The organism is Oleiharenicola lentus (genome assembly GCF_004118375.1).
GTDB classification, from domain to species: Bacteria; Verrucomicrobiota; Verrucomicrobiia; order Opitutales; family Opitutaceae; genus Lacunisphaera; species Lacunisphaera lenta.
On record NZ_SDHX01000001.1, the window covers coordinates 398950 to 423237 of the forward strand.

The window sequence follows — 24288 nt, forward strand, 5'->3', positions numbered from 1 at the left end:
CGGCGCAATCAACGAAAAGGGCCGGCATGCGCCGGCCCTCGAAAACTGCGGTGATGCGGGGGCTCAGCCGCGCTTCTGTGCGATGAGTTGCTCCAGCTTCACGATGTCGGCAGAGAAGAGGCGGATACCCTCGGCGGTCTTCTCGGTCGCCATGGCGTCCTCGTTGAGCGCGAAGCGGAAACCCTTTTCGTCGAAGCTGACCTTTTTGAGGCTGGCGCTCGCGGAGGCCTTGGCGTCGAGCTTGCGGACGACGGGGGCCTCGCTCTTGGCGAGTTCGGCGAGCAGCGTTGGAGCAATGGTGAGCAGGTCGCAGCCGGCGAGTTCGAGGATTTCGCCGGTGTTGCGAAAGGACGCGCCCATGACCTCGGTCTTGTAGCCGAATTTCTTGTAATAGCTGTAGATCTGGGTGACGGAGATCACGCCCGGGTCCTTGGCGCCGGCGAAGTCGGCGGTCGGGGCCTTGGCCTTGTGCCAGTCGAGGATGCGGCCGACGAAGGGCGAGATGAGCTGGATGCCCGACTCGGCGCAGGCCACGGCCTGGGCAAAACTGAAGAGCAGCGTCAGATTGCAGTGAATGCCTTCCTTCTCGAGGGTTTCGGCGGCCTTGATGCCTTCCCAGGTGGAGGCGATCTTGATGAGCACGCGGTCCCGGGAGATGCCGGCCTTTTCGTAGAGCGAGATGATCTCGCGGGCCTTGGCGAGCGTGGCGTCGCGGTCGAAAGAGAGGCGTGCGTCCACCTCGGACGACACGCGGCCGGGGACGATCTTGAGGATCTCCAGGCCGAAGACGACAAGCAGGCGGTCAATCACCTGGTCGAGGCGGGCGGCGGCGCCTGCGTCCTTGATGGCCTTGTCGAGGAGGGCGGAGTATTCGGGCATCGCCGCGGCCTTGAGGATCAGGCTGGGGTTCGTCGTCGCATCGCGCGGGGCGAACTGCTTCATGCTGGCGAAGTCGCCGGTGTCGGCGACGACCGTGGTGAATTGCTTAAGCTGGTCGAGTTGGTGCATGGCGTGGGAGGGGAGTCTTTACGGCTTCGGGATGGGCGCGTAAATAGTTTCGCATCCATTCGATCCCGGACAGTTCGTCATAAAAGGCGCCGTCAAGTTGGGATTCAAAGGCGGCATCGAGCGCAGGTTTGAAGTGCGGGCCGGGATGGCAACCAAGCCCAATCAGGTGCCGGCCGAGCACAAGCGGCTTGGGCGCAGCATGTTCGAGTGCAAGTTTCTGGGCTCCGAGACGCAGGAACCCCAGCCGCTTCTCGGTCTCGGCGGAAACGAGCGGCGGGCGGCCAAGGTGATCGGAGCGCATCACGGCCATGAGGTCGTCGAGGGTGGCGGGGGCGACTTTGCGGGCGAGTCTCCGCACCGTGGTGTCGCGGTATTCGGAAGGACCGTCGTGGTGGAGCAGATGGTTCACGACGAGCGGGCGGACGTGCTCGATCAAGTCGTGCGGCGCGCCAATGCGCTGCAGGAAGGCCTCAGCCAGCGGGCCGCCGGCGGCTTCGTGTTCGGGGCTGGTCCAGCGCAGCTTGCCGCGGCGTTCGGCCTGTTTGGTCGTCACGGCCTTGCCAAAGTCGTGAGCCAGCACGGCGAACGACAGCAGCCGGCGCGTGGCTGGGCCGCCCTGCTGCCAGGAGTCGAGTTTGACCAACGCATCGAGGCAGTGGCCGGTATGGACGAACACGTCGCCTTCCGGGTGCCATTCCGGCTCCTGGGGCAGGCCGTCGAGCGCGGCGATTTCCGGGAAATGTTTCAGCCAGCCGGTCTGTTTCAGCACCCCCAGGCCGAGCGAGGGCTTTGCGGACTTGAGGGCCCACTTGTCCCATTCGCCCCAAACGCGTTCCAGGGCCAGCTCGCCATAGGTGTCGGAGATTGAGCGACAGAGGGCGGCGGTTTCCGTCGCCAGGGTGAACTCGAATCGCGCGGCAAACTGGAAGGCCCGCAGCACGCGCAACGGGTCTTCGGTGAAGGCTGCGCTCGTGTGCCGCAGCACCTTTTTCTTCAGGTCGTCGGCACCACCGTGGAAATCCAGCGTCCGGCCCTCGATCGGGTCGTAGGCGATGGCGTTGACCGTGAAGTCGCGCCGCGCTGCCGCCTCGGCTTCGGTAAGGTTTGAGTCCGGCGAAACGGCAAATCCACGGTGGCCGGCGCCGGTCTTGGATTCGCGACGGGGTAGCGAGAAGTCGTATTCCGTGCCCCCGATCCGCACTTTCAGCACGCCAAAGCTGCGACCCACGAGGTCGGTCGAACCAAACGGTCCGAGTGCCCGGCCCAACGCCTCGTAGTCCAAGCCATAGACCTCGATGTCGAAGTCCTTCGGTTCGAGCCCGAGCAACCAGTCACGCACACAACCCCCGACCAAGCGCGGCCGTCCGCCGGCTGAACGCAGGGCAGCCAGGGCGGCGTGCAGGGGTGGGGGAATTTTCATGCGTCAGCTTTGCGCCAGGCTGACCAAGCCAGCATGGCCCAGCCGATCAGGAGCAGAAGGCCGCCAAACGGTGTCACCGGCCAGAGAAACTTAACCGGTCCGCCCAAGGCTATCCAGTAGAGCGACCCGGAGAAACAGAGGACCCCCGCCAGCCAACACCCCCCGAGTTTGGCGAGGGAAACGGGCTTTCCGGCGATCGCCAGCAGGGCCACGGCATGGACCAATTGGTAAAAAACCGCCGTCTTCCAGTTCTCCAGCTGATTGCCGGCCTCCAAGGTGGCTTTCAGTCCGTGGGCGCCGAACGCACCCAAGGCCACCCCGGTGAAACCGAGCAAACCTGCGATCAGGAGAAGGCGCTGAGACGTCATGGAAGCGACGGTGGGGAGGCCGGCGGCAAAAACAAACCCGCTTTGCGGTCGAAATTGTGAATAACAAGCTCCGTTCCAGCCGCCATGGCGGTTCTGATTGGCCCAGTCTCGGATTAATTCAGCGGTCGCACGAAAAATGTGAAAGCTTGGGGTTGACAGGGGTAGGACGAATCTTTCCCTTGGGCCCCTTTCCGCAAATGAAAACCTATCTGGCCAAGAAAGAGACCGTGCAGCCCAAGTGGTATCTGATCGATGCCGAAGGCAAAGTGCTGGGCCGTCTCGCCGTTAAAGCCGCCAACATCCTCCGCGGCCGTCACAAGCCCACTTACACGCCCCACGTCGATACCGGTGATTACGTTGTCGTCATCAACGCGAGCAAGGTCGTCCTCACCGGCAAGAAGGAAGCTGTCACCGAGTATATGTCGTTCTCCGGCTATGTCGGCGGCGAGAAATACCGCAAGCTGGCCGATGTCCGCTCCAAGAAGCCCGAGTTTATCATCAAGCAGGCCGTCAAGGGCATGCTCCCGAGCAACCGCCTCGCCGACAAGATGCTGACCAAGCTCCGTGTTTTCCCGGGCGCCGCCCACGACCACGAGGCCCAGAACCCCGTTAAGATCTAAGTTTTTCCATGAGCGCTGAATCCTCTGTTTACCTCGGCACCGGCCGCCGCAAGACCTCCACGGCCCGCGTCCGCCTCGTCGCCGGCTCCGGCCAGCTGTCCGTCAACGACCGCAAGTTCGAGACCTACTTCACCCACGAAAATTTCGTGCGCCGCGCCGTCGCCCCGCTGACGACCGCCGATGCCAAGGAGAAGTTCGACGTGTTCGTGAACGTTGCCGGTGGCGGCATCAGCAGCCAGTCGGGCGCCGTCGCCCACGGCATCGCCCGCGCCCTCCTCAAGTTCAATCCCGAGCTCCGCGTCACCCTCAAGAAGGCCGGTCACCTCACCCGTGACCCCCGCGAGAAAGAGCGCAAGAAGGCCGGCCAGCCCGGCGCCCGCAAGCGCTTCCAGTTCTCCAAGCGCTAAGCGCTTACTGGAATCCCCTCACCCAAGCGGAGCGCCTCGCGGCCTCCGCTTTTTTGTTGGCGCACGGTCACACGGAAACTTCTCGATTCCCCCGCGGGAATTCTTAACTCTCTTCGCTCACTTACATGAATGTCGGCATTGTCGGCGCGTCGGGTTACTCCGGCGAAGTTCTCGTCAAACTCCTCCTCGGTCACCCGTCCGTCAAACTGACGGCGGTCACGTCACGGCAGCACGCAGGCAAGGCCGTGGCCTCCGTGATCCCCGCGCTCCGCGGCACCGCGGCCGAGCAGCTGAAGTTCAGCGATTCCGACGCCGCGACCGTCGCCGCCCGCAACGACGTGGACCTCTGGTTCCTCGCGCTGCCCCATGGCGCCGCCGCCGACTTCGCCAAGGCCCTCGTGCCCGCGGGCCGCAAGGTCGTGGACCTCAGCGCCGACTTCCGCATCGCCGACCTCGCGACCTACGAAAAATACTACGGCCACCACCATGCGCCCGAGTTGCTGCCGAACGCTCGCTTCATTCTGCCTGAACTCACGGACCCGAAGTGGAAGTCCGAGATCAAGCTCGCCGCCGCCCCCGGCTGTTACCCGACGAGCACGATCGTGCCGCTCGCCCCGCTGCTCAAGGCTGGCGTCGTCGCCAAGGACCACATCGTGGTGAATTCCTTTTCCGGCGTCAGCGGCGCGGGCAAGAAGGCCGAGGAGCAATACCTCTACGCCGAACGCGCCGAGAGCGCCAAGGCCTACGGCCTCACCAAGCACCGGCACCTTGCCGAGATCGAGGAACAGCTTTCTGGCTTCGCCGGCGCCAAGGTCGTCCTGCAGTTCAACCCGCACCTCGCTCCCATGCGGCGTGGCATCATCACGACGACGACCGTGCCCGCCGCCCCCGGCGCGACCATCGAGTCGCTCTACGCCGCGTGGCGGGCCGCCTTCGCCGGCAAGCCCTTCGTTTCGATCCTCGCCTCCGGCGAGACGCCCGACTCCGCCTACGTCACCGGCACCAACCGGCTCGATCTCTCCGCTGTCCACGACGCCCGCACGGGCAACTTTGTCATTACCTCCGCGGTGGACAACCTCGTCAAGGGCGCCAGCGGCCAGGCCGTGCAGATCATGAACCTGTGGCTGGGCCTGCCCGAGACCGCGGGGCTGGTCTGACCCCTTTCTGCACGCCGCGAAGCATCCCGATTTGTTCCTCATGAGCCAACTGACCGTTACCCCTGACAGCGCCGGCATCACCGACGTCCCCGGCTTTGAGGCCGCGGGCGTTGCCTGCGACATCCGCGACAAGAACGACCTCAAGCGCCTCGACCTCGCGCTTCTCTTCTCGCTCCGTCCCTGCACGGCCGCCGGCACCTTCACGACCAACCAGGTCAAGGCCGCCCCCGTGCTGCTCTGCCAGAAGCACCTCGCCAACGGCGGTCCCTTCCACGGCATCGTGGCCAACTCCGGCAACGCCAACGCCTGCACCGGCCCCGAGGGCCTGAAGGACGCCCAGCTCACCGCCACCCGCATCGCCGCCTCGCTCAACCTGAAGCCCGAGCAGTTCTTCGTGTGCTCGACCGGCCGCATCGGCCAGCCGCTGCCGATGCCGAAGCTCCTTAAGGGTCTCGAGCGCACCGTCACCGACAAGGGCCGCACCGCGGAGCACGGCACCAAGGCCGCGAATGCCATCCTCACTTCCGACACGAAGCCCAAGACCGTCACGGTGAGTTTCACCTACGACGGCAAGAAGCACTTCGTTTCCGGCATCGCCAAGGGCGCGGGCATGATCCAGCCCAACATGGCCACGATGCTGGCGTTCCTCGCCACCGACTTCTCCGTGCCGCGCAGCTTCCTGCAGAAGACGCTTTCCGAGGCCGTCGCCGGCACTTTCAACTGCATCACCGTGGACGGCGACATGAGCACCAACGACACCGTGCTCATGCTGGCCAACGGCCACTCCGGCGTCAGCGTGGGCGACAAGAGCCCGCGTGAGCTGCGCGTGTTGTTCGCGGAGGCCGTGTGGAAGGCCTGCGAGGCGCTCGCCGAGAAGATCGTGTCCGACGGCGAAAAGATCACCAAAGTAGTCGAGCTGAAGGTCCTCGGCGCCGCCTCCACCGAGGATGCCGAGAAGGTCGCCCGCGCCATCGGCAACTCGCTGCTCGTGAAGTCGTCCTGGTATGGCGAGGACCCCAACTGGGGCCGTCTGGCCGACGCCGCCGGCTACGCCAAGGCCAAGCTCGTCGAGGCGAAGCTCGACATCCTTTACAACGACACGCCCGCGATGACGGCCGGCAAGCCGCACCCCGAGCTGAAGCCCAAGTGGAAGGAGATCGTGAAGGCCAAGCGCTTCACCATCACGCTCAACCTCCATCTCGGCAAAGCCTCGTTCCGCCTTCTCGCCAGCGACCTCACCGAGGGCTACGTGAACTACAACAAGAGCGAGTGACGCTCGATGTTCCTCCGGTGTAGGGTCGTCGCTTGCGACGACCTCGCACGTTAGGTCGGCGCAAGCACCGACCCTACAGGCCAAGCGGTCAGCACCGCCGGCTTTCCGCCACCAGTTCGTCACTCACTAATCGCTTGCCCTCGCGAGCGCTTCGTCTCCACTTTCACGAATAATTTTCCGATGCCACGCGTGCGTTTTTCGTGCGCGCCACACATCGGGATCACCGCAAAACCCAGTCACAAATCATGCTTAGCTTCACCAACAAGATCCTGTTCGTCGGTTATGGCGCCGTTGCCGAGTGCACGCTGCCCATCCTCTTCAAGCACCTCAAGGTGCCGGCGAAGAACGTGACCGTGATGGATTTCGCGGACAAGAAGGAGAAGCTCGCGAAGTGGATCAAGAAGGGGGTGCGCTACGTGAACGACCGCGTCACCGAGAAGAACATGACGACGCTGCTCGCGAAGCACGTCGGTCCCGGCGACATCCTCATCGACCTCGCCTGGAACATCGACGCCTGCGAGATCCTCCAGTGGTGCCACGACAACGGCGTGCGCTACATCAACACCTCGACCGAACTCTGGGATCCCTACAAGTCCGGCAGCCACCCGACCGAGAAGACCCTTTACTGGCGCCACATGAACCTGCGCCGCATGACCAAGAAGTGGAAGGAGAAGGGCCCGACCGCCGTCATCGAGCACGGCGCCAACCCCGGCCTCATCTCGCACTTCGTCAAGCAGGGCCTCATCGACATCGGCAACAAGCTCATCAAGGACGGCAAGGCCAAGGGCAAGCGCGCCGAGAAGATCCAGGGCCTCATCGCCGCCGGCTCGTTCAACCTCCTCGCCCAGGAACTCGGCGTGAAGGTCATCCACTGCTCCGAGCGCGACACGCAGATCACCGACAAGCCGAAGCAGGTGGACGAGTTTGTGAACACGTGGTCCATCGAGGGCTTCCGCGAGGAAGGCACCACGACCTCCGAAATGGGCTGGGGCACGCACGAGAAGACGCTCCCGAAGCACGCCTTCACCCACAAGGAAGGCCCCAAGAACCAGATCTGCCTCGCGCAGATGGGCATCAATGTCTGGGTCCGCTCCTTCGTGCCGAACTGGAACATCCTCGGCATGGTCGTCCGTCACGGCGAAGCCTTCACCATCTCCGACGCCCTCACCGTCTGGAAGAACGGCAAGGCCGTGTATCGCCCGACGATGCACTATGCCTACTGCCCGTGCGACGAGGCCATCGCCTCGCTGAACGAGATGCGCGGTTACAACTACCACCTGAACGAAAACCAGCGCATCATGAACGACGAGATCACGGACGGCGCTGACGTGCTCGGCGCACTGCTCATGGGCCACGAATACAACTCGTGGTGGGTCGGCTCCGACCTCAGCATCCAGGAGTCCCGCCGCCTGGTCCCGCACCAGAACGCCACCACCATGCAGGTCGCCATCTCCGTCGTCGCCGCGACGATGTGGATGATCGAGAACCCCGAGGAAGGCGTGGTCGTCCCCGACCAGATGCCGCACGACTACATCCTCAAGATCTCGAAGCCCTACCTCGGCAAGTGGATCTCCAAGCCCTACGACTGGACCCCGCTCAAGGGCCGCGACACGACCTTCGACAAATACAACAAGCCCGACCTCGACCGGAAGGATCCGTGGCAGTTCAAGAACTTCCTGGTCACCGACGCCGGGTAACGACCGACCCGTTGATGAACCGCCGGTTTGTCACCCTGAACGCAGTGCAGCATCCGCAAGGACGCGCACTGCGTTTTGTGCTTCGGTGATCCGCCGGTCGTCCCAACCGATCCACCACCGCTCCGTTTTCACCACGCCATGATCTCCCAAGCCCGGCTCCAGCAGCTCGCCAAGCAGCACGGTACCCCGCTGTTTATCATCGACCACGACGCCCTGCGGAAGGCCTACCGCGAATTCCGCAAGCACCTCCCGCGCATCCAGGTCTATTACGCCGTCAAGGCCAACCCCGACCCGATGATCGTGCGCACCCTGTTCAAGGAGGGCGCGAGCTTCGACGTCGCCTCGATGCCGGAGTTCAAGATCGTTTACGACAACATCAAGAAGATGCCGGCGAAGCAGCGGCAGCAGTGGATCTGGGACAAGATCATCTACGCCAATCCCACGAAGCCGACCGACACGCTCGAGGAGCTGAACAAATACAAGCCGCTCGTCACCTTCGACAACCTTGAGGAGATCCATAAGATCAAGCAGCACGCGCCGAATGCCGGCCTGTGCCTCCGTCTCAAGGTGCCCAACACCGGCGCGATGGTGGAGCTCTCGTCCAAGTTCGGCGCCATGCCGGGCGAAGCCGTGGACCTCATCCTCGAGGCCGACCGCCAGGGCCTGACGGTCGAGGGCATCAGCTTCCACGTCGGCAGCCAGACGACCAACTTCGAGAACTACGTCCAGGCGCTCAGCCTCACGGCCAACATCTTCCAGGAGGCGAAGGATCGCGGTTACCACAAGATGAACCTGCTCGACATCGGTGGCGGCTTCCCGGCCCCGTATGATTCGTCGGTGCGCCCGTTCAAGGAGCTGGCCAAGGTCATCAACACCGAGCTGGACCGCCTTTTCCCGAAGGACATCCAGGTGCTCGCCGAGCCCGGCCGCTTCCTCGCCGCTGTCACCGGCACGAGCGTCTCGTCCATCATCGGCAAGGTCGTGCGCGAGGGGAAGACGAGCTACTACATCAACGACGGCGTCTATCACACCTACTCCGGCGTGATCTTCGACCACTGCAAGTATCCGGTGCTGTCGTTCAAGAAAGGTCCGACCAGCATCTGCTCGGTCTTCGGCCCGACCTGCGACGCGCTCGACGTCGTGTCGATGGCCGAGAACCTGCCCGACCTGCAGCGCGGCGACCTTGTTTACAGCGTCAACATCGGCGCCTACAGCCACGCTTCGGCGACCTATTTCAACGGCTTCCCGCCGGCGAAGGTCGTGCACGAGAATCTCTGATTCCTCCCATGGACATCCCCGCGCTCATCGCGAAGGCCAAGATCCTCCACGAGGCTCTGCCCTACATCCAGGACTTCCGCGGCTCCACGTTTGTCGTCAAATACGGCGGAAGCTTCATGGACGATCCGGATCCGACCGCGCGCCAGCGCGTCGCCACCGACATCGCCTTCCTCGCGGCCGTGGGCATCAACGTCGTCGTGGTGCACGGCGGCGGCAAGGCCATCAGCCGCGCGATGGAAGGCTCGGGCCTGAAGGCCAATTTCATCAACGGCCTGCGCGTCACCGACGAGGCGACCATCGCCATCGTCAAGAAGACCCTCGACGAGATCGTGAACAAGGACGTCTGCGACGTCCTCACCGCCGTCCGTGCCAACCCTAAGGGCATGGCGGGCGACAGCGTGCTGGTTTGCGAAAAGCTCACCGTGGACGACGACGGCAAGCCCGTCGATCTCGGCTATGTCGGCGACGTGACCGAGGTGAAGGTGAAGATGATCAAGAAGGAGATGGCCGACGGCTTCATGCCTGTCATCTCGCCCGTGGCCGAGGGCCTCGACGGCAAGCCCTACAACGTGAACGCCGACGTCGCCGCCGGCCGCGTCGCCAGCGCCCTGCGCGCCCGCCGGCTGGTTTACATGAGTGACGTGCCCGGCCTGCTCGAGGACTACAAAAATCCTGACACCCTCATCTCGACCGTGAAGATCGCCGACGTCGAGGGCCTCAAGAAGCGCGGCGTCATCGACAAGGGCATGCGCCCCAAGGTCGCCAGCGCCGTCCGCGCCCTCCAGGAAGGCGTGCAGCGCGTCCACTTCATCGACGGCCGCATGCCCCACAGCCTGCTCCTCGAGATCTTCACCGACAAAGGTGTGGGGACCGAAATTGTCCACGGCTGATACTAGTTTTTGATTTTCAATTCTCGATTTTGGATTGGCTGAAACGAGAATCGGAAATCGGGAATCCAATATCAAAAATGTCCCTTCCTTCCATCGTCCGCACCAACACCGCCGAGCTTTATGATGCCTATGTCATGAAGAATTACGCGCGTCCGGCGCTGACGCTGGTGCGCGGGCAGGGCGTGTCGGTCTGGGACGACACCGGCAAGGAATACCTCGATTTCACCTCGGGCGTGGCGGTCGCCGCGCTCGGCCATTGTCATCCGGTCTGGGTCGAAGCCATTCGGCGGCAGGCGGGCGAGCTGATCCACGTCAGCAACCTTTTCCGGCATCCCAACCAGGGCGAGCTCGCGCGGCGCATCGTGCAGCACGCCGGTCCTGGCCGGGTGTTCTTCTGCAACAGCGGCGCCGAGGCCAACGAGGGCCTCATCAAGCTCGCGCGCCTGCACGGCATGAAGAAGGCCGGCGAGGAGGGGAAGTGCATCAAGATCATCTGCGCCAAGAACGCGTTCCACGGCCGCACCTTCGGCGGCATGAGCGCGACGCCGCAGGAAAAAATCCAAAAGGGCTTCCGCCCGCTCGTACCCGGTTTCGCCTTTGGCGAGATCAACCATCTCCAGAGCTTCGTGGACCTCGTGGACGCGGACACCGCGGCGATTTTCGTCGAGACCGTGCAGGGCGAGGGCGGCGTCAATCCCTGCACCGACGAGTTCCTGTGGGGCCTGCGCCAGCTGTGCGACCAGCACAACCTGCTGCTCATGCTCGACGAGGTCCAATGCGGCCTCGGGCGCACGGGGACTTTCTACGCCTTCCAGGCCTCCGGCATCCGCGCCGACGCGGTCGGCATGGCCAAGGGCATCGCCGGTGGCTACCCGATGGGAGCCATCTGGACCGCCGAGAAGCACGCCGAGCTTTTCACGCCCGGCACGCACGGTTCAACCTTCGGTGGCACCCCTCTCGCCTGCGCCGCCGCGCTGGCCGTGCTCGACGTGATGGAACGCGAAAACCTGCTCGAAAAGGTCCGCACCCTGGGTTCCGCGTGGAAGACCGAGTTGGAGAAGCTCATCACCGATTTTCCGAAACACGTGCGCGCCGTCACCGGCCGCGGTTACATGCTCGGGCTCGCAATGCACGGCGACCCGGCGCCGTACCTCGCCGCCCTGCGTGAGGCCGGCCTGCTGGCCCCGAGCGCCGGCGGCAACACCATCCGGCTCCTGCCTCCGCTCATCGCGACCAAGGCCGACCTTGACCGGGCCACGGCGCTCATCCGCGGCGTGCTGGCCGCCCAGAAGTGAGGACCGAACCATGCGTCACTTTCTCAAAGAAACCGATTTCTCCCGCGCCGAGGTGGCGAAGCTTTTCACGAGCGCCCGGGAGCTGAAGCGGAAACGCGGCCGGCACGCGAAGCCGCTCGCCGGCCAGACTTGGGCGATGATTTTCGCCAAATCAAGCACCCGCACCCGGGTGTCGTTCGAGGTCGCCATCCACGAGCTCGGCGGCAATCCGCTTTTTCTCAACACGAACGACATCCAGATCGGTCGCGGCGAGACCATCGCGGACACGGCGAAGGTGCTGTCGCGTTTTGTGCATGGCCTGGTCGTGCGCACCTATGCGCAGTCGGACCTGGAAGAACTGGCCGCGCACGGCGGCCTGCCGGTCATCAACGCGCTCACCGATTACCTGCATCCCTGCCAGATCTACACCGATGCCTTCACCGCGGCGGAGCGCTGGGCCGGTCCGAAGGGCGACCTGCTCGCCTCGCTGCGTGGGCGCAAGGTCGCCTTCCTCGGCGACACGCGCTTCAACATGGCCAACTCGTGGATTCTCGGTGCGCACCTCTTCGGCATGAAGGTCGCGCTCGCCGGACCCAAGGGTTACGAGCCCGGCGCGACGATCATGGAGGAGGCCATGCGGATCGGGGCGGAGTTTGATTTCACCACCGATCCTTACGAGGCGGTGGCAGGCGCCGACGTTGTCTATACCGACGTGTGGACGAGCATGGGCCAGGAAAAGGAGAGGGCGAAACGCCAGAAGCTGCTCCAGCCCTACCAGGTGAACGGCAAACTTTTCGCCGCGGCGAAGAAAGACGCGCTCTTCATGCACTGCCTGCCCGCCCATGCCGGCGAGGAGGTCACGCAGGAGGTGCTCGACAACCCGCGCTGCATCATTTTCGACGAGGCCGAAAATCGCCTGCACATGCAGAAGGCCATCCTTGGAAAATTGTCCTCCTGACGAAGAAGTTCTCCGGCCCCGTGGGGCTTATTCTTGGAGGATGAAACTGACCCGGTTGGCGGCGATTTTTCGGAATGAGCCGGTCGTCAGGTCGCCGTCATCGAGTTTGGCATCTATCTCGATGAGCTGTGCATCCGTGACCGTAAAATTGCTCACGGAAATTCCGGCCTGGAATGCGAAGTTGTTATAATCCCAGTTCCATCGGCCACCGATCGAGTTGGGATTGGCCGTCCAGGCGTCGGCCTTGAAGTCGCCGCTCATGCCCACGGGGATCACACCCGCGCCGGCGTTGGGGGGCCAGGAGCCGTTCTGGGTGTTGTAAACCTCGAAGGCCTGGGCAAAAATGCGAAAGTCGTTCACGGCCCTGGCGTTTTGACTGGCGCGCTGGTTCCGCTGAAAGGCCGGGATGGCGAGGGCGGCCAGCAAACCGATAATCACCACGACCACCATGATTTCCACCAGCGTGAAGCCGCGGTGGGCGGGGCGAAGGAGCCTAGGTAGGGCGCAGTTCATAGAGCCGAACGGCAGCATCTGACTAATCCGGCCAAAAGCAATCCTGCTCACGTCCATTAGGATGTAATATGCGTTTTTTACTTTGCCGCCTCCGAACTGCCGCGCCAACACTCGCACCCTTACCATGAAGATCGTTCTCGCATACTCAGGCGGCCTCGACACCTCGGTCATCGTCAAGTGGCTCAAGGAAACCTACGACGCGGAAATCGTCACCTTTGCGGCCGACATCGGCCAGGAGGAGGAGCTTAAGGGCCTGCCGGCCAAAGCGAAGAAGACCGGCGCCTCCAAGCACTACACCCTCGATCTCACCGAGGAATTCGCCCGCGATTTCATCTACCCGATGATCCGCGCCAACGCGATCTACGAGGGCCAGTATTACCTCGGCACCTCCATCGCCCGCCCGCTGATCGCCAAGGCCCAGGTCGAGATCGCGAAGAAGGAAAAGGCCGACACCGTCGCCCACGGCGCCACCGGCAAGGGCAACGACCAGTGCCGTTTCGAACTGACCTACATGGCGATGAACCCGCGCCTCACGATCCTCGCGCCGTGGAAGATCGAGAAGTTCCGCGAGGAGTTCCCCGGCCGCGCCGAGATGATCGCCTACTGCCAGGAGCACAAGATCCCCGTCGAAGCCTCGCTCAAGAAACCGTATTCGATGGACCGCAACCTCCTCCACATCTCCTACGAGGCGGGTATTCTCGAGGACCCGTGGTTTGACCCGACCACGAAGGAGAACAAGGGCATGTTCAAGCTCTCCGTTTCCCCGGAAGACGCCCCGAACAAGGCCGAATACGTTGAGCTCGATTTCGAACAGGGCAATTGCGTTGCCGTGAACGGCAAGAAGCTCTCACCTGCCGGCGTGCTCAAGGTCCTCAACCAGCTCGGCGGCAAGCACGGCATCGGCCGCGTGGACCTCGTTGAGAACCGTTTCGTCGGCATGAAGTCGCGTGGTGTCTATGAGACCCCGGGCGGCACGATCCTCATGCACGGCCACCGCCAGGTGGAATCGCTCACGATGGATCGCGAGGTCATGCACCTGCGCGACTCGCTCATTCCGAAATACGCCGAGCTGGTCTATTACGGGTTCTGGTTCGCCCCCGAGCGCGAGGCCCTGCAGGCCCTCGTGGACGAGTCGCAGAAGCACGTCAGCGGCACCGTCCGCCTCAAGCTCTACAAGGGCAATATCATCACCTGCGGCCGAAAGTCGAAGTATTCGCTCTACGACGACAAGATCGCCTCCATGGAGGGCGTGAAGTCGTGGTATAACCAGAGCGACGCCACCGGCTTCATCCGCCTCAACGGCCTGCGTCTCCGCGCCCGCTACTTCTCGCAGGGCGGCCCGAAGGTCTGAGACCTTGGGGGAACCTGCGCCCCGCGCAGGTTTGGGGAGAGCCGCGCTGCGCACCCACCGCAAGCCCGCGCGGAGCGCGGGCTCCACCATGACGCTTCCTGCTCCCGCCTGCGGTTCAGCGCGCCGATTTGGCGCTTCGTCGCACCGGCGTGGACACCGGCCGCGCTCCCGTTGTGGGGTGCGGCACGTTGCGTTGATTTGTCCGATGGACAGCAATCGCGATAAACCCATGAACACCGCGCCGCGCGTTCCCTGGTGGACCGTCTTCGCCATGACCGGCGCGGGCGTGTTCATGCTGGCACTGTTCTTGGGACCCCGGAACGACCTGGCCGTGCTGCCTCGTCCCGTGGCGGATCGGGATGTGTTGCGCGTGGCTTACGTCCAGCAGCTGACACCCGATCCGCACGTCTGGACCTTTCCTTTGCCGGTGAACAACCAGTTCATCCTCTCGCTTTGGGAACCGCTGATCGAGTGCGATCCGGAGAATGGACAGCCCCAAGCGGCCGCGGCGGTGAGCTGGCGGTGGTCTGAGGATCGGCTGTCCCTTGAGCTTCGCCTGCGGGCCGATGGGCGGTGGTGCAACGGCGAGCCGGTCACCGCCCATGACTTTGTGCGCGGCTGGCGGCGTCTGATCCGCCAGAACCTCGACTGCGCAGCCGTGTTGTTTCCCGTGAAAAACGCCGAGGCCATTCACCGCGGGGAGCTGGCCGACACCAGTGCGCTGGGCGTAGAGGCGGTGGATGATTTCACGCTGCGCATCCAGCTCAACGCCGTGCGCTCGACCTTTGTGGCGGAGCTGGCCGATCCGCTCCTCGTGCCCTTGCACGCCACAACGGCGGCGGTCCTGGAAAACAAGCCCTACCGGACCGCTCCCGGCACCCTCATCACCAACGGCGCGTTCCGCCTCGTGCAAGCGAAAGCCGAGGGCTACCGCCTGGCGCTCTCGCCCCACTACCGGGACCGGAACACCATTCTGCTCTCCGGCGTCGAGTTCATCCGGGCGGATGGCGCCGCGATGGCGCGGCTGCTGGTCGCGGTCGGCCGGGCCGACCTGGCCAACCCACCTGCCATCGGCGCGCCGGCCGGTCTGCCCACCGCGCGTTGTGTCACCGAGGAGACAGAAATGGCGATGTCGGTGGTCTCGCTCGATCTTAATGTGGCGCGCGGTCCGTTGCGCGATGTGCGGGTGCGCCGCGCGCTGGCGCTGGCCATGAACCGGGCCGGCTCCATAGCCGAGGCTGATGCCGACCGTTTGGTCCCGGCCTATTCGTGGGTGCCTGACATGCCCGGCCGGCCTGGCCTGCCGCTCATGCACGAGGACGAAGCGGAAGCCCGCCGTCTCCTGGCCGAGGCCGGCTATCCCGGCGGCAAGGGGTTTCCCGTGCTCATCCTGCCGGTCAACCAGCGCCGGCCGAATTTTGGTTACCTGCAGGTCTGGACCGAGCGTTGGTATCGCGTGCTGGGCGTGCGCACCTATCTGGCCTTTGATCCCCCCGAGAAGCACAAGCTTCGCTACACGCGCGGGGAGTTCGACGTCATGCAGGGCGGGCTCATGGCCACGGTGCCGGACGCGGGCGACCTGCTGGGCCTATTCGCCCATCCCGAGCGGTTTGACGCCCCCCATTGGGCGAACCCGGAAATCACCCGCCTGATGGCCGAGGCCAACCGCAGATCCGGTTTGGAGCGACTGGCCCTGCTGGAGCGGATTGAACGGAGCGTGATGGAGGACGTGCCCACGATTCCCATGATCTTCGAGCGCCGTCGCACGCTGCTGGGCGTGGAGGTCGCGGGCTGGTATGCGGATCCTCTCGGCCGGCAGGCTTTCAAGCGCCTCGCGATCACTCCGGTCGAACACGGGGAATTTCACGCCGGAGGCCCGCCGTGAACGGCCACGGACTGCTGCGCTGCTGTCTGCGCGACTGGCGTTGCTGGCTGGGGCTGTGGGCTGTCGTCCTGCTTGGCACCACGGGGTTCCTGGTCTGGGACGCCCGGGGCTGGCTGCTCGGGTCGGCCGACGCCTCCTTCCGATACACGAAGCTCAACCAATGGCCGGTCTGGCTGCTCTGGTGGGTCGTGGCACCGGCGGTGCTCTGGCTGCAGCACCGGCTCACGCTCCTGGACCGGCACTGGCCGTGGGCCATCGGTCTGCACACGCTGATGGCGTTTCTCATCACGGGCTTTTTCATCCTCGTGGGCGCCGTGCGCCTGCTCCTGGCCAACCACCTGCCCGGGTCCTTCCTGCCGGTGATCCTGAACGACCTGCGCGAGGCCGGCCGCTGGAACTACACGCCGCTGCTCATCTACTTCATGGTCGTGTCGGTGCTCTACGCCGCCGGTTACCACCGCCAGTGGCGGGCCGGGCAGCTGCTCACCGGCGAACTGCGCGTGGCCAACGCCCGGCTCGAAACCCGCCTCGTGCGCGCGAGCCTCGATGCCCTGAAGATGCAGCTGCACCCGCACTTCCTCTTCAACACGCTCAATTCCATCACCAGCCTCATCCGCAACGGCCGTGCCCGCGAGGCTGAGGAGGTGGTCGCGGGCCTCGGCGAACTGCTGCGCCGCTCCCTCGAACACCGGCAGGAGGCGCAGGACACGCTGGCGCACGAGCTCGAGTTTCTCCGCCGTTACTTCGAGATCGAGAGCATCCGATTCCAGGACCGCCTGCGGGTCGAATACGACATCCCTGCCGAATGCCTCCCGGCCCTCGTGCCCTGCCTGATGCTCCAGCCGCTGGTGGAAAACGCCATGAAGCACGGCATCTCCCGCGACCCCGAGGCAAAGCTCCTGCGCCTGAGCGCGCGGCGCGATAAGGATCGGCTCGTGCTCTCGGTTTACAACGACGGGCCGCCGTTGCCGCGGGACGAGTTGATCGGCAGCTCCGGCATCGGCGTGCAGAACACCCGCACGCGCCTCCACATGCTCTACGGCGACGAGGCCCGCTTCGAGCTGCGCGACCAGCCGCCGCGCGGTGTCCTCGCCCGGCTGACCCTGCCTTTCACGAACCCTTCCACGCCATGACCACGACCACCGCCCTCATCCGCACCCTCATCGTGGACGACGAAGTCCTCGCCCGGCAGAATGTCGAGGCCCTGCTTCGCTCCGATCCCGACATCTCCATCGTCGGCCAAGCCGGCAACGGCCTGCAGGCCGTCGAGGCGATCAAGGAACACAAGCCCGACCTGCTTTTCCTCGACGTGCAGATGCCCGGCATCTCCGGCTTCGAGGTGCTCGCCAAGCTTCCGCCCGCCCTGCTCCCGCAGACGGTGTTCGTCACCGCGCACGACCAGTTCGCGCTGCAGGCCTTCGAGGTCCACGCCGTGGACTACGTGCTGAAGCCCTTCAACCGCGCCCGCTTCAACGCTGCGCTCACCCGCGCCAAGACCGCGGTGCGCAGCCTCGACCGCGAGGAACTCGCCCGCCGGCTCGGCGACATCATGACGGCCCTCCACCGGCTCAAGGCCAGCGGCGCGACCGACGAGGGTCTCGCGGCGTCGCGTCCGCGCGAGGATGACCAGCGGCTCTTCATCCGCTGCGACGGCGAGATCCACATGCTTGCCCCGGGCGACATCCTTTGGATCGAGTCCGACGGCGACTACGTGCGCCTGCACTCGACCGACAAGTCGCGCTTCGTGCGCATGTCGCTCCAGAAGATGATGGAGCGGCTCGACCCGAAACACTTCGTGCGCATCCACCGCTCCACGATCGTCAACCTCCGGCACATGAAGAAGGCCGGTCCCGCGCTCTACGGCGAATACAGCGTTGAACTCACGAACGGCACCAAGCTCCGTGTTAGCCGCACCTTCGTGCACGAGCTGAAAGCGCATCTGTGACAGATGTTGGTTGCTGTAGGGCGGGATCGCCGCATCCCGCCTTGCTCCGGTCTGTCATCCTGAGCGAAGCGAAGGATCCAAAGGAAGGAGGAGGGAGGGGGGGCGGCTATTCACAGCGCTTCGTCGTCGTGACGTTGCCTCACTCTAAAACTACGGCCACACTCACCGCATGAAAACCACCGCCGCCCTCGTTGCGTTGCTTCTCGTTTCCCTCCTCTCCGCCCAAACGCCGCCGGCGCCGCCGCCCGAGGCGCGCCAGTTTGATTTCTGGGTCGGCGACTGGGAGGTGTTTTCGCCCGACGGCAAGAAGCAGGGCGAAAACCGGATCGAACGGATGGCGGACGGCTGGGGGCTGCTGGAAAACTGGACGGCGGCCAACGGCACCACCGGCAAGAGCCTGAACACCTGGACCCCGCGCACGAAGCGCTGGCAGCAATTTTGGGTCTCCGCCGGCGGCGCACTGGAACTCACCGGCGGCCTGAACGACATGGGCGAGATGGTGCTTGAGGGTCGTTTTATCCGCCGCGACGGCCAGGAGCAGGTCAACCGCATCACCTGGATCCCGAATTCCGACGGCACCGTGCGCCAGCTCTGGCAATCTTCGACCGATGGCGGCGCGACTTGGGCCACGGCGTTCGACGGGCTATATCGGAAGAAAGGTTAGCATAACGGGCAAAAAAAGGGCGTCGCAAGCGACGCCCCTCCAATACCTCCGGGCGGGGGTGCCCCGGCTGCAATTGTATCAGAAGAGCGACTGCGCGGCGACGCCGACGGCGGTGATGGGGCCCTGGTCGCCGAGGCCGTCGATCATGCGGTCGGCTTTCTTGAGCGTGCTCTGCAGGTCGGTGTAGAGCGACTCGTCGGAGATGAGTTTGCCGAGCGTGCCCTGGCCGCTGTTGATCTTGTCGGAAAGCTCGCGGAGGTTTTTTGCGGTGACCTTGATGCTGTTGGCGGTGGCGTCGTCGTAGAGCAGCACGCCGAGCGTGCCCTTGCCGGCCTTCACGTCGGCCACGATGCCCTTGGTGTCGTTCATGAACACGCGGGCGTCGGAGGCGGCCTGCTTGATCTCGCCGACGGTCACCAGCAGTTCATCGTGCAGCTTGGGATCGTTCACCAGTTTCCCGAGCGTGCCCTCGGCAGATTTGATCTTGGCGGTGATGTCCTGGAGATTGGCGACCGTCTCGGTGAGCTTCGGACCGTTGTCGGTCACGAGCTGGTCGAGCTTGTTGAAGAGGGACTGCGAGCCGCTTTCGCCACCGCCGAGGGCCTTGCTCACGCCGTCGGCGACCTGTTCGAGTTTGGCGCCGAGCTGGCCGAGCTGGGAGATGACCTCGCTCATGTCCACGGTGTTCTTGGTCTTCACCTCGTCGCCGTCCTTGAGGTAGGTGGGCGAGTTGCCGAAGCTCACGGCGAGGTGCTGGGAGCCGAGCAGGCTGGAGGTCTCGACGGAGGCGATGGCGTCGTTGGGGATCTGCACCTTGGGATCGATGGAGAGCACGGCTTCGACGCGCTGGTTGCCGAGGCGGGTGGTGGCGACGGAGCCGATCTTCACGCCGGCCATGAGGATGTCGTCGCCGGTCTTGAGGCCCTTGAGGTTGGCGAAGGGCGCGACGAGCGTGTAGCCCTTGGGCTTGAAGATCTGGCCGCCGCTGAGCGACTCGAAGGTGATCCAGGCAAGCGCGCAGCCGAGGAGGAAGAAGAGGCCGACGCGGACGGCTTGTTGGTTGTTATTCATGGGAGTTCTCCAGTTGTTTGAAGCGGGGATTCTTGAGGTCGATGACCGGGCTGAGGAAGTTGGCGATGTCCGGGTCGGTCGGGTGGCGGAAGTCGTCGGGCACGCCGAGGGCGCGGATGCGGCCGTCCATGATGATGCCGATGCGGTCGGCGATGCTCAGGGCGAGCGAGCGGTCGTGCGTGACGACGATGCTGGTGACGGCGGTTTGTTCGCGGAGCGTGGCGATGATCTCGCTGATGGTCGCGGACATCACGGGATCGAGCTCGGAGGTGGGTTCGTCGTAGAGGAGCAGCTGGGGCTCCATCACGAGGGCGCGGGCGATGGCCACGCGCTTCTTCATGCCGCCGGAGAGCTCGGAGGGAAATTTCTTCACGGCCTTCTCCAACGAGAGGATGGAGAGGGCGTTCATCACGCGCTCGCGGATGCCGGCCTCGTCGCACAGGCGGTGTTCGCGCGGGTAGAGCGCGAGGTTGTCGTAAACCGAGAGCGAGTTGAAGAGCGCACCGGCCTGGAAGACGAGGGCGAGGTGCACCTTGTCGCGCGTGTCGGGATCGGAGGCGTCGTGTTCGCCGATGCGCACCTCGCCGCTGGTGGCGCGTTCGAGGCCGGCGATGTGTTTCAGGAGGACGCTCTTGCCCGAGCCGCTGGGACCCATAAGGCAGAAAATTTCACCGGGCCGGACCTCGAGGTTGATGTCGCGCAGGACCGTGCTGCGGCCGAACTGCTTGGTCAGACCCTTGACCGTGACGCCGAAGGTTTTCCCGATGAACGGGGTGGCGGTGAAGCTGGAGGCGGAAGGCGTGCTCATGGTCAGAGGAGGGCCTTGGTGACGAAGTAGTCGAGCACCAGGATGAGGATGAGGGAGGTGACGACGGCCTTGGTGACCGAGGCGCCGATCTCGCGGGGGCCGCCGCGGGTGGAGAGACCGATGTAGCAGCACACGAGCACGATCACGAAGCCGAAGACCTGCGCCTTGAGCAGGCCGTCGATCACGTCCTGGTTCTTCATGTAGGCCTTCAGCGCGGCGAAGTAGGCGGCGTTGTCCACCGAGATGGAGTGGGTGTATTCGCTGACGAGCGCCCCGCCATACCAGCCGCAGAGGATGCCGATGAGGGTGAGCGGCGGCATCATCACGAAGATCGCTGCGAGCCGCGGCAGGACGAGGATGCGCTCGGGGGGAATGTTCATGGTCTCGAGCGCGTCCACCTCCTGGAAGACCTTCATCGAGGCCAGCTCGGCGGCGATGGCGGAACCGACGCGGCCGGCGATGAGGATGGCGACCATGACCGGGCCGAGTTCGCGCACCATCGAGAGGCCGACGAGGGTGCCAATGAACTGCTTGGCGCCGAAATTCTCCATGCTGTAACCGCTCTGGAGCGCGAGCACGCTGCCGATGAAGAAGGTCAGGATCGTGACGATGGGCAGCGAGGTGAACCCGATGATGTAGCACTGCTCGATGACGCGGCGGGACTGGCCGGGCAGCGTGCCGAAATATTTCAGCGAGCGCGCCAGCAGGAGCACGGTGCCCCCGATGTGGCCGAGGATGGCGTTGAGGAAAGTCATGGCGAGGCGGCTTGGTCAGCCTTCATGGCGGCTTTGGACGGAAAATCGAACAGGAAGAGGTGCCAGCGTTGGCCGGCCGCGCGACGCCAGCCGATCAGGCCCCGGCCCAGTGCGAAACGGCGCTCGTTGGCGTCGGCGCGGTAGCCGGCGAGCGGGCCGAGGTGAAACTCGCGTTCCTCCGGACCGCGGCGCCAGGTGACGGCGTTCCAGAGCAGGGCGTGGCGCTCGGAGCGGTCGGCCTGCCGGTCGAAGCGGTAGAGCGCGAAGAGCGGCGACCAGAGCCGGCGCACGGTGTCGTTGCGCGGGAAAAACACCTCGAAGGGGCTGAGCGCCTGCACCTGCCGGCGGCCGGCGCCGTTGTCCCACGCGCTGAACAGCGGCCAGAGGTGGGTCTTGTGCGCGGCGGCGACCTCGCGGTCGGGGCTGCGCTGCTCCAGTGACCAATAGAGGAAGAACAGGAACGTTGTCTTGTCCTGCGCGAGGCCGTCGGCGGTCCAGCGCTGGTTGCGGTAGAGCGGCCAGAGCAGCCAGGTCTTGTCGGTGCCTTTGATGACGGAGTGCGTGTAGAACGGGCCCCAGCGGTTCACCATCCGGTCGTCGCCGCGCCCCTGCACGAGGAAGGGCCAGAACCAGCGGGTTTCGTGGTAGCGGTAGGGAAGGGTGCGGTCGGAGTAGCCGAAAAAGGGCCACGCGTAGTTTTCGTTGATATAGCCGGGGCTGGTCTCGCGCGAGTAGAACGGCAACACGCCGAACTGCTTGGTCGGCTCGGGTTCGGAAAGGTTGCGCACCGACTTGTAGCCGAAGGGCCAGAGCCAGAACTGGCGCTCGTAATCGCCCTCGCGGGCCACGTGGCCGTAGAACGGCCAGAACTCAAAACCGTCGTGGCCGTCGCCCTCGATGAAGCGCAGGAACGGCCAGGGGGCGTGCGTGACGTGGCGGCCGGCCTTCTCCGTGTGCGAATAGAGCGGAAACGCGGAGAAGCGGATGCGGTCGCGTCCGAAGCGGTTCTTGATCGTGCCGTGCAGCGGGAAGAGCGCCCGGTAGCTGGTCTCGGCGTCGCCGGTGTCGCGGGAGAACCAGAAAGGCCAGACGTCGAAGCGTTGATCGGCCTGCCCGCCGGCGGTGTAATCACTGCGGTTGTTGAGCAGCTGAAAGAAACTGAAGGTCTGAAAATCCGGCTGACGGCGCCAGGTGAAGAAAGGATAGAGGAAGCTGCCCTCAGTCGTCTCGCCGGTGGTGGTTTCCAGGTAGAGCGGGCGCAGGCCCTCCTGCGTGTAGCCGTCCGCCGTGTTGCCGAAAAACAAGGGACCGAGAATCTGCCAGGATTCCGTCGTGCCGTCCGCCTTGCTGACGTAGAGCGGCCAGACGTTGTCCTCCCCGGCCCGGAGCGGGACGAAGGCGAGCAGCAGGCAGGCGGCGGCCAGCCGGGCTAGACGGCGGAAATTCATGCTTGGTTGTCCGGGTAAGGCATTGCCTTTGGTCGGCGGGGAAGTCAGTCAGGTCAGGATGACTTTCCACCGCAGCGGAGAGAATAGTTCATGGGTGCAGGGCGCAAATGCTATGTTTCAACCGGCGCTCTCGCAAATGGTTCCGTCCAACCGGCTCAGAAACGCCTGATTAGCCCTCTTCTAGCAAATAATGCGCATTACTGGAGGCAAAGCCCGGGGTATTCCACTCCACCTACCCAAAGGCGACGCGGTGCGGCCGGCCACCGATGCGATGCGGCAGGCCGTGTTCTCCAGCTTGGCGGCCAGGGTGGAGGGCGCGCGTTTTCTGGACCTTTTTGCCGGTAGCGGAGCCTATGGGCTGGAGGCGTTGAGCCGCGGGGCCGCCGGCGGGGTGTTTGTGGAGAAGGACGGACGCACCGCCGGGTTTATTCGCCAAAACCTCGCCGCCGTGTGCAAGAGCCTCGGTCGGCCCGCCTCCGATCTCACGGTCATCAACGCCGACGCCACCACGGTGACGCCCTCCGGCGGGGTGCCCGACTTGGTGTTCATCGATCCGCCTTACGAAATCATCGCCGAGATCGCGCCCAAACTTTTCGCCCGTTTGGATGGGTTGCTGAAGGACCATCCCGATCCGGTGATCGTGTTTGAGCTGCCCGGCGAATGTGAGCTGAGCCCGGCCGGCTGGACCTGTGTGAAACGGCTCGGCAAGGGTGCACGGCAGCCGACCGCGGCGTTTTTTAGGAAAGCCCCAGTTTCGCCCGCAGCAGGCTGATCGCGGCGACGCACGCGGTCTCGGTGCGAAGCACCCGTTCGCCAAGATGAACGAACAAAAATCCGCGCCGCAGCAACAAGTCGCGCTCCGTCGCCGTCCAGCCGCGTTCCGAGCCGATCGCGATTGTCACCTGCGCTCCGGCCGGCAGGCCCACGCGGCTCAAGGGTTGCGACGCCTCGTAATTGTCCAGCGCGAGCCGCGCGCCTTGCGCAGGTGCAGCCAGAGCCTCGGCGAGCGTGTGCCCATGCCGCACGACGGGCAGTCGCGTGCAAAATGCCTGCGCGGCCCCGGTGGTAAGCAGGGTTTCCCACTCGCGGGAAGACCAGAGCGAACTCTGCGCGTAGGAGGGCTCGCCACGCTCCGTGCGCACGAATTCCATCGCCTCTATTCCCAGCGAAGCACCCTCGCGCAGGATGTCACGGGCGGTCTGCGGACGCGGCAGGCCGACGAGCAGACGGATCGGCGCGAGGGGGGCGGGCTCTGCGCCCCAGGCAAACGACAGGTGCAGCGCGCCATCGGCGCCGATGGCCTCAAGCGTGGCCTTGCCGCGTGGACCGTTCACCAGTCCGGCATCGAAGCTGTCGCCGGCTCCGCGCTTGAGCACCGTGAGAATATGACGGGAACGGGCATCGTTCCCTGACAGGGGAAGCTCGACTTCCGCGGGATGAAAAAGAATGATGTTCACATTGAGGCAGGAGGAGCTTGCCGAAAACTTGCGCCCAGACA

At 64.6% G+C, this 24288-nt stretch carries 24 protein-coding genes; 15 read left to right on the forward strand and 9 right to left on the reverse strand.

Annotated elements, in window-relative coordinates; all coding sequences use genetic code 11:
* Positions 1-63 precede the first annotated feature (63 nt).
* The 3 genes from tal to ESB00_RS01640 are packed head-to-tail and all read right to left on the reverse strand — an operon-like array spanning position 64 to position 2796.
* Positions 64-1008, reverse strand: a complete 945-nt coding sequence (gene tal, locus ESB00_RS01630) for a transaldolase (RefSeq protein WP_129045987.1) — start codon at positions 1006-1008, stop codon at positions 64-66.
* The gene (locus ESB00_RS01635; protein WP_129045988.1) at positions 986-2428 is read right to left on the reverse strand and encodes a CCA tRNA nucleotidyltransferase; all 1443 of its coding nucleotides are present in this window, start codon (positions 2426-2428) and stop codon (positions 986-988) included. The genes tal and ESB00_RS01635 overlap by 23 nt, the downstream gene beginning before the upstream one ends.
* On the reverse strand, positions 2425-2796 hold the full coding sequence (locus tag ESB00_RS01640; RefSeq protein WP_129045989.1) for a DUF423 domain-containing protein: 372 nt from the start codon (positions 2794-2796) through the stop codon (positions 2425-2427). Before ESB00_RS01640 ends, ESB00_RS01635 begins: the two co-directional genes overlap by 4 nt.
* 197 nt (positions 2797-2993) lie before the next feature.
* Here ESB00_RS01640 and rplM point away from each other — a divergent pair, with 197 nt between their 5' ends.
* The 9 genes from rplM (at position 2994) to argF (ending at position 12350) form a co-directional block, all read left to right on the forward strand.
* Positions 2994-3416: a 50S ribosomal protein L13 gene (gene rplM / locus ESB00_RS01645; RefSeq protein WP_129045990.1), complete on the forward strand. Its 423-nt coding sequence runs from the start codon at positions 2994-2996 to the stop codon at positions 3414-3416.
* 8 nt (positions 3417-3424) lie between these two features.
* Positions 3425-3823 (forward strand): 30S ribosomal protein S9, encoded by a 399-nt coding sequence (gene rpsI, locus ESB00_RS01650; protein ID WP_129045991.1) that lies wholly within the window; start codon positions 3425-3427, stop codon positions 3821-3823.
* A 125-nt stretch (positions 3824-3948) separates the two neighbouring features.
* On the forward strand, positions 3949-4980 hold the full coding sequence (argC, locus tag ESB00_RS01655; protein WP_129045992.1) for an N-acetyl-gamma-glutamyl-phosphate reductase: 1032 nt from the start codon (positions 3949-3951) through the stop codon (positions 4978-4980).
* Positions 4981-5020: 40 nt separating this feature from the next.
* Positions 5021-6253, forward strand: coding sequence for a bifunctional glutamate N-acetyltransferase/amino-acid acetyltransferase ArgJ (gene argJ, locus ESB00_RS01660; RefSeq protein WP_129045993.1), 1233 nt, complete (start codon positions 5021-5023; stop codon positions 6251-6253).
* A gap of 245 nt (positions 6254-6498) precedes the next feature.
* Positions 6499-7950 (forward strand): homospermidine synthase, encoded by a 1452-nt coding sequence (locus ESB00_RS01665; RefSeq protein WP_129045994.1) that lies wholly within the window; start codon positions 6499-6501, stop codon positions 7948-7950.
* 138 nt (positions 7951-8088) lie between these two features.
* Positions 8089-9228, forward strand: a complete 1140-nt coding sequence (locus tag ESB00_RS01670) for a type III PLP-dependent enzyme (RefSeq protein ID WP_129045995.1) — start codon at positions 8089-8091, stop codon at positions 9226-9228.
* A gap of 8 nt (positions 9229-9236) precedes the next feature.
* A complete protein-coding gene (argB, locus tag ESB00_RS01675; protein ID WP_129045996.1) occupies positions 9237-10118 on the forward strand; it encodes an acetylglutamate kinase in 882 nt (293 codons plus the stop codon).
* 77 nt (positions 10119-10195) lie between these two features.
* Entirely contained in the window at positions 10196-11413 is a 1218-nt protein-coding gene (locus ESB00_RS01680) for an aspartate aminotransferase family protein (RefSeq protein ID WP_129045997.1), read from the forward strand.
* Positions 11414-11423: 10 nt separating this feature from the next.
* Positions 11424-12350, forward strand: a complete 927-nt coding sequence (argF, locus tag ESB00_RS01685) for an ornithine carbamoyltransferase (RefSeq protein ID WP_129045998.1) — start codon at positions 11424-11426, stop codon at positions 12348-12350.
* 27 nt (positions 12351-12377) lie between these two features.
* On the opposite strand, the gene ESB00_RS19810 is transcribed toward argF, so the two are convergent.
* Positions 12378-12863, reverse strand: coding sequence for a type II secretion system protein (locus tag ESB00_RS19810; RefSeq protein WP_246026391.1), 486 nt, complete (start codon positions 12861-12863; stop codon positions 12378-12380).
* 124 nt (positions 12864-12987) lie between these two features.
* On the opposite strand from ESB00_RS19810, the gene ESB00_RS01695 reads away from it, so the two are divergent.
* From ESB00_RS01695 to ESB00_RS01715, 5 genes are all read left to right on the forward strand, one after another.
* Complete coding sequence (locus ESB00_RS01695; RefSeq protein ID WP_129045999.1) at positions 12988-14214, forward strand: argininosuccinate synthase; 1227 nt, start codon at positions 12988-12990, stop codon at positions 14212-14214.
* Between the two features lie 229 nt (positions 14215-14443).
* Positions 14444-16099, forward strand: a complete 1656-nt coding sequence (locus ESB00_RS01700) for an ABC transporter substrate-binding protein (protein ID WP_164975980.1) — start codon at positions 14444-14446, stop codon at positions 16097-16099.
* Entirely contained in the window at positions 16096-17232 is a 1137-nt protein-coding gene (locus ESB00_RS01705; RefSeq protein WP_129046001.1) for a sensor histidine kinase, read from the forward strand. Before ESB00_RS01700 ends, ESB00_RS01705 begins: the two co-directional genes overlap by 4 nt.
* A complete protein-coding gene (locus tag ESB00_RS01710) occupies positions 17229-18044 on the forward strand; it encodes a LytR/AlgR family response regulator transcription factor (protein ID WP_129046002.1) in 816 nt (271 codons plus the stop codon). Before ESB00_RS01705 ends, ESB00_RS01710 begins: the two co-directional genes overlap by 4 nt.
* A 169-nt stretch (positions 18045-18213) precedes the next feature.
* Entirely contained in the window at positions 18214-18708 is a 495-nt protein-coding gene (locus ESB00_RS01715) for a hypothetical protein (RefSeq protein WP_129046003.1), read from the forward strand.
* A gap of 78 nt (positions 18709-18786) precedes the next feature.
* Here ESB00_RS01715 and ESB00_RS01720 read toward each other — a convergent pair whose 3' ends face one another.
* Genes ESB00_RS01720 through ESB00_RS01735 form a run of 4 tightly spaced genes read right to left on the reverse strand, consistent with a single transcriptional unit; the run spans position 18787 to position 22790 of the window.
* Positions 18787-19779, reverse strand: coding sequence for an MlaD family protein (locus tag ESB00_RS01720; protein ID WP_129046004.1), 993 nt, complete (start codon positions 19777-19779; stop codon positions 18787-18789).
* Positions 19772-20587 carry an ABC transporter ATP-binding protein gene (locus ESB00_RS01725; protein ID WP_129046005.1) on the reverse strand — a complete coding sequence of 272 codons (816 nt, stop codon included), beginning with the start codon at positions 20585-20587 and terminating at the stop codon, positions 19772-19774. Before ESB00_RS01725 ends, ESB00_RS01720 begins: the two co-directional genes overlap by 8 nt.
* A 2-nt stretch (positions 20588-20589) precedes the next feature.
* Positions 20590-21342 (reverse strand): MlaE family ABC transporter permease, encoded by a 753-nt coding sequence (locus tag ESB00_RS01730; RefSeq protein WP_129046006.1) that lies wholly within the window; start codon positions 21340-21342, stop codon positions 20590-20592.
* A complete protein-coding gene (locus ESB00_RS01735) occupies positions 21339-22790 on the reverse strand; it encodes a hypothetical protein (protein WP_129046007.1) in 1452 nt (483 codons plus the stop codon). Before ESB00_RS01735 ends, ESB00_RS01730 begins: the two co-directional genes overlap by 4 nt.
* Before the next feature lie 190 nt (positions 22791-22980).
* Between ESB00_RS01735 and ESB00_RS01740 the strand changes: the two genes are divergently transcribed.
* Entirely contained in the window at positions 22981-23562 is a 582-nt protein-coding gene (locus ESB00_RS01740; RefSeq protein ID WP_129046008.1) for an RsmD family RNA methyltransferase, read from the forward strand.
* On the opposite strand, the gene ESB00_RS01745 is transcribed toward ESB00_RS01740, so the two are convergent.
* Positions 23528-24247 (reverse strand): RsmE family RNA methyltransferase, encoded by a 720-nt coding sequence (locus tag ESB00_RS01745; protein ID WP_246026392.1) that lies wholly within the window; start codon positions 24245-24247, stop codon positions 23528-23530. The two genes, ESB00_RS01740 and ESB00_RS01745, sit on opposite strands and share 35 nt — an antisense overlap.
* Between the last annotated feature and the right edge of the window lie 41 nt (positions 24248-24288).

What these genes read in the sequence shown, in the direction of transcription:
- tal (WP_129045987.1), bottom strand. Translation starts at nt 1,008, where the DNA reads ATGCACCAACTCGACCAGCTTAAGCAATTCACCACGGTCGTCGCCGAC.
- ESB00_RS01635 (WP_129045988.1), bottom strand. Translation starts at nt 2,428, where the DNA reads ATGAAAATTCCCCCACCCCTGCACGCCGCCCTGGCTGCCCTGCGTTCA.
- ESB00_RS01640 (WP_129045989.1), bottom strand. Translation starts at nt 2,796, where the DNA reads ATGACGTCTCAGCGCCTTCTCCTGATCGCAGGTTTGCTCGGTTTCACC.
- rplM (WP_129045990.1), top strand. Translation starts at nt 2,994, where the DNA reads ATGAAAACCTATCTGGCCAAGAAAGAGACCGTGCAGCCCAAGTGGTAT.
- rpsI (WP_129045991.1), top strand. Translation starts at nt 3,425, where the DNA reads ATGAGCGCTGAATCCTCTGTTTACCTCGGCACCGGCCGCCGCAAGACC.
- argC (WP_129045992.1), top strand. Translation starts at nt 3,949, where the DNA reads ATGAATGTCGGCATTGTCGGCGCGTCGGGTTACTCCGGCGAAGTTCTC.
- argJ (WP_129045993.1), top strand. Translation starts at nt 5,021, where the DNA reads ATGAGCCAACTGACCGTTACCCCTGACAGCGCCGGCATCACCGACGTC.
- ESB00_RS01665 (WP_129045994.1), top strand. Translation starts at nt 6,499, where the DNA reads ATGCTTAGCTTCACCAACAAGATCCTGTTCGTCGGTTATGGCGCCGTT.
- ESB00_RS01670 (WP_129045995.1), top strand. Translation starts at nt 8,089, where the DNA reads ATGATCTCCCAAGCCCGGCTCCAGCAGCTCGCCAAGCAGCACGGTACC.
- argB (WP_129045996.1), top strand. Translation starts at nt 9,237, where the DNA reads ATGGACATCCCCGCGCTCATCGCGAAGGCCAAGATCCTCCACGAGGCT.
- ESB00_RS01680 (WP_129045997.1), top strand. Translation starts at nt 10,196, where the DNA reads ATGTCCCTTCCTTCCATCGTCCGCACCAACACCGCCGAGCTTTATGAT.
- argF (WP_129045998.1), top strand. Translation starts at nt 11,424, where the DNA reads ATGCGTCACTTTCTCAAAGAAACCGATTTCTCCCGCGCCGAGGTGGCG.
- ESB00_RS19810 (WP_246026391.1), bottom strand. Translation starts at nt 12,863, where the DNA reads ATGAACTGCGCCCTACCTAGGCTCCTTCGCCCCGCCCACCGCGGCTTC.
- ESB00_RS01695 (WP_129045999.1), top strand. Translation starts at nt 12,988, where the DNA reads ATGAAGATCGTTCTCGCATACTCAGGCGGCCTCGACACCTCGGTCATC.
- ESB00_RS01700 (WP_164975980.1), top strand. Translation starts at nt 14,444, where the DNA reads ATGAACACCGCGCCGCGCGTTCCCTGGTGGACCGTCTTCGCCATGACC.
- ESB00_RS01710 (WP_129046002.1), top strand. Translation starts at nt 17,229, where the DNA reads ATGACCACGACCACCGCCCTCATCCGCACCCTCATCGTGGACGACGAA.
- ESB00_RS01715 (WP_129046003.1), top strand. Translation starts at nt 18,214, where the DNA reads ATGAAAACCACCGCCGCCCTCGTTGCGTTGCTTCTCGTTTCCCTCCTC.
- ESB00_RS01720 (WP_129046004.1), bottom strand. Translation starts at nt 19,779, where the DNA reads ATGAATAACAACCAACAAGCCGTCCGCGTCGGCCTCTTCTTCCTCCTC.
- ESB00_RS01725 (WP_129046005.1), bottom strand. Translation starts at nt 20,587, where the DNA reads ATGAGCACGCCTTCCGCCTCCAGCTTCACCGCCACCCCGTTCATCGGG.
- ESB00_RS01730 (WP_129046006.1), bottom strand. Translation starts at nt 21,342, where the DNA reads ATGACTTTCCTCAACGCCATCCTCGGCCACATCGGGGGCACCGTGCTC.
- ESB00_RS01735 (WP_129046007.1), bottom strand. Translation starts at nt 22,790, where the DNA reads ATGAATTTCCGCCGTCTAGCCCGGCTGGCCGCCGCCTGCCTGCTGCTC.
- ESB00_RS01740 (WP_129046008.1), top strand. Translation starts at nt 22,981, where the DNA reads ATGCGCATTACTGGAGGCAAAGCCCGGGGTATTCCACTCCACCTACCC.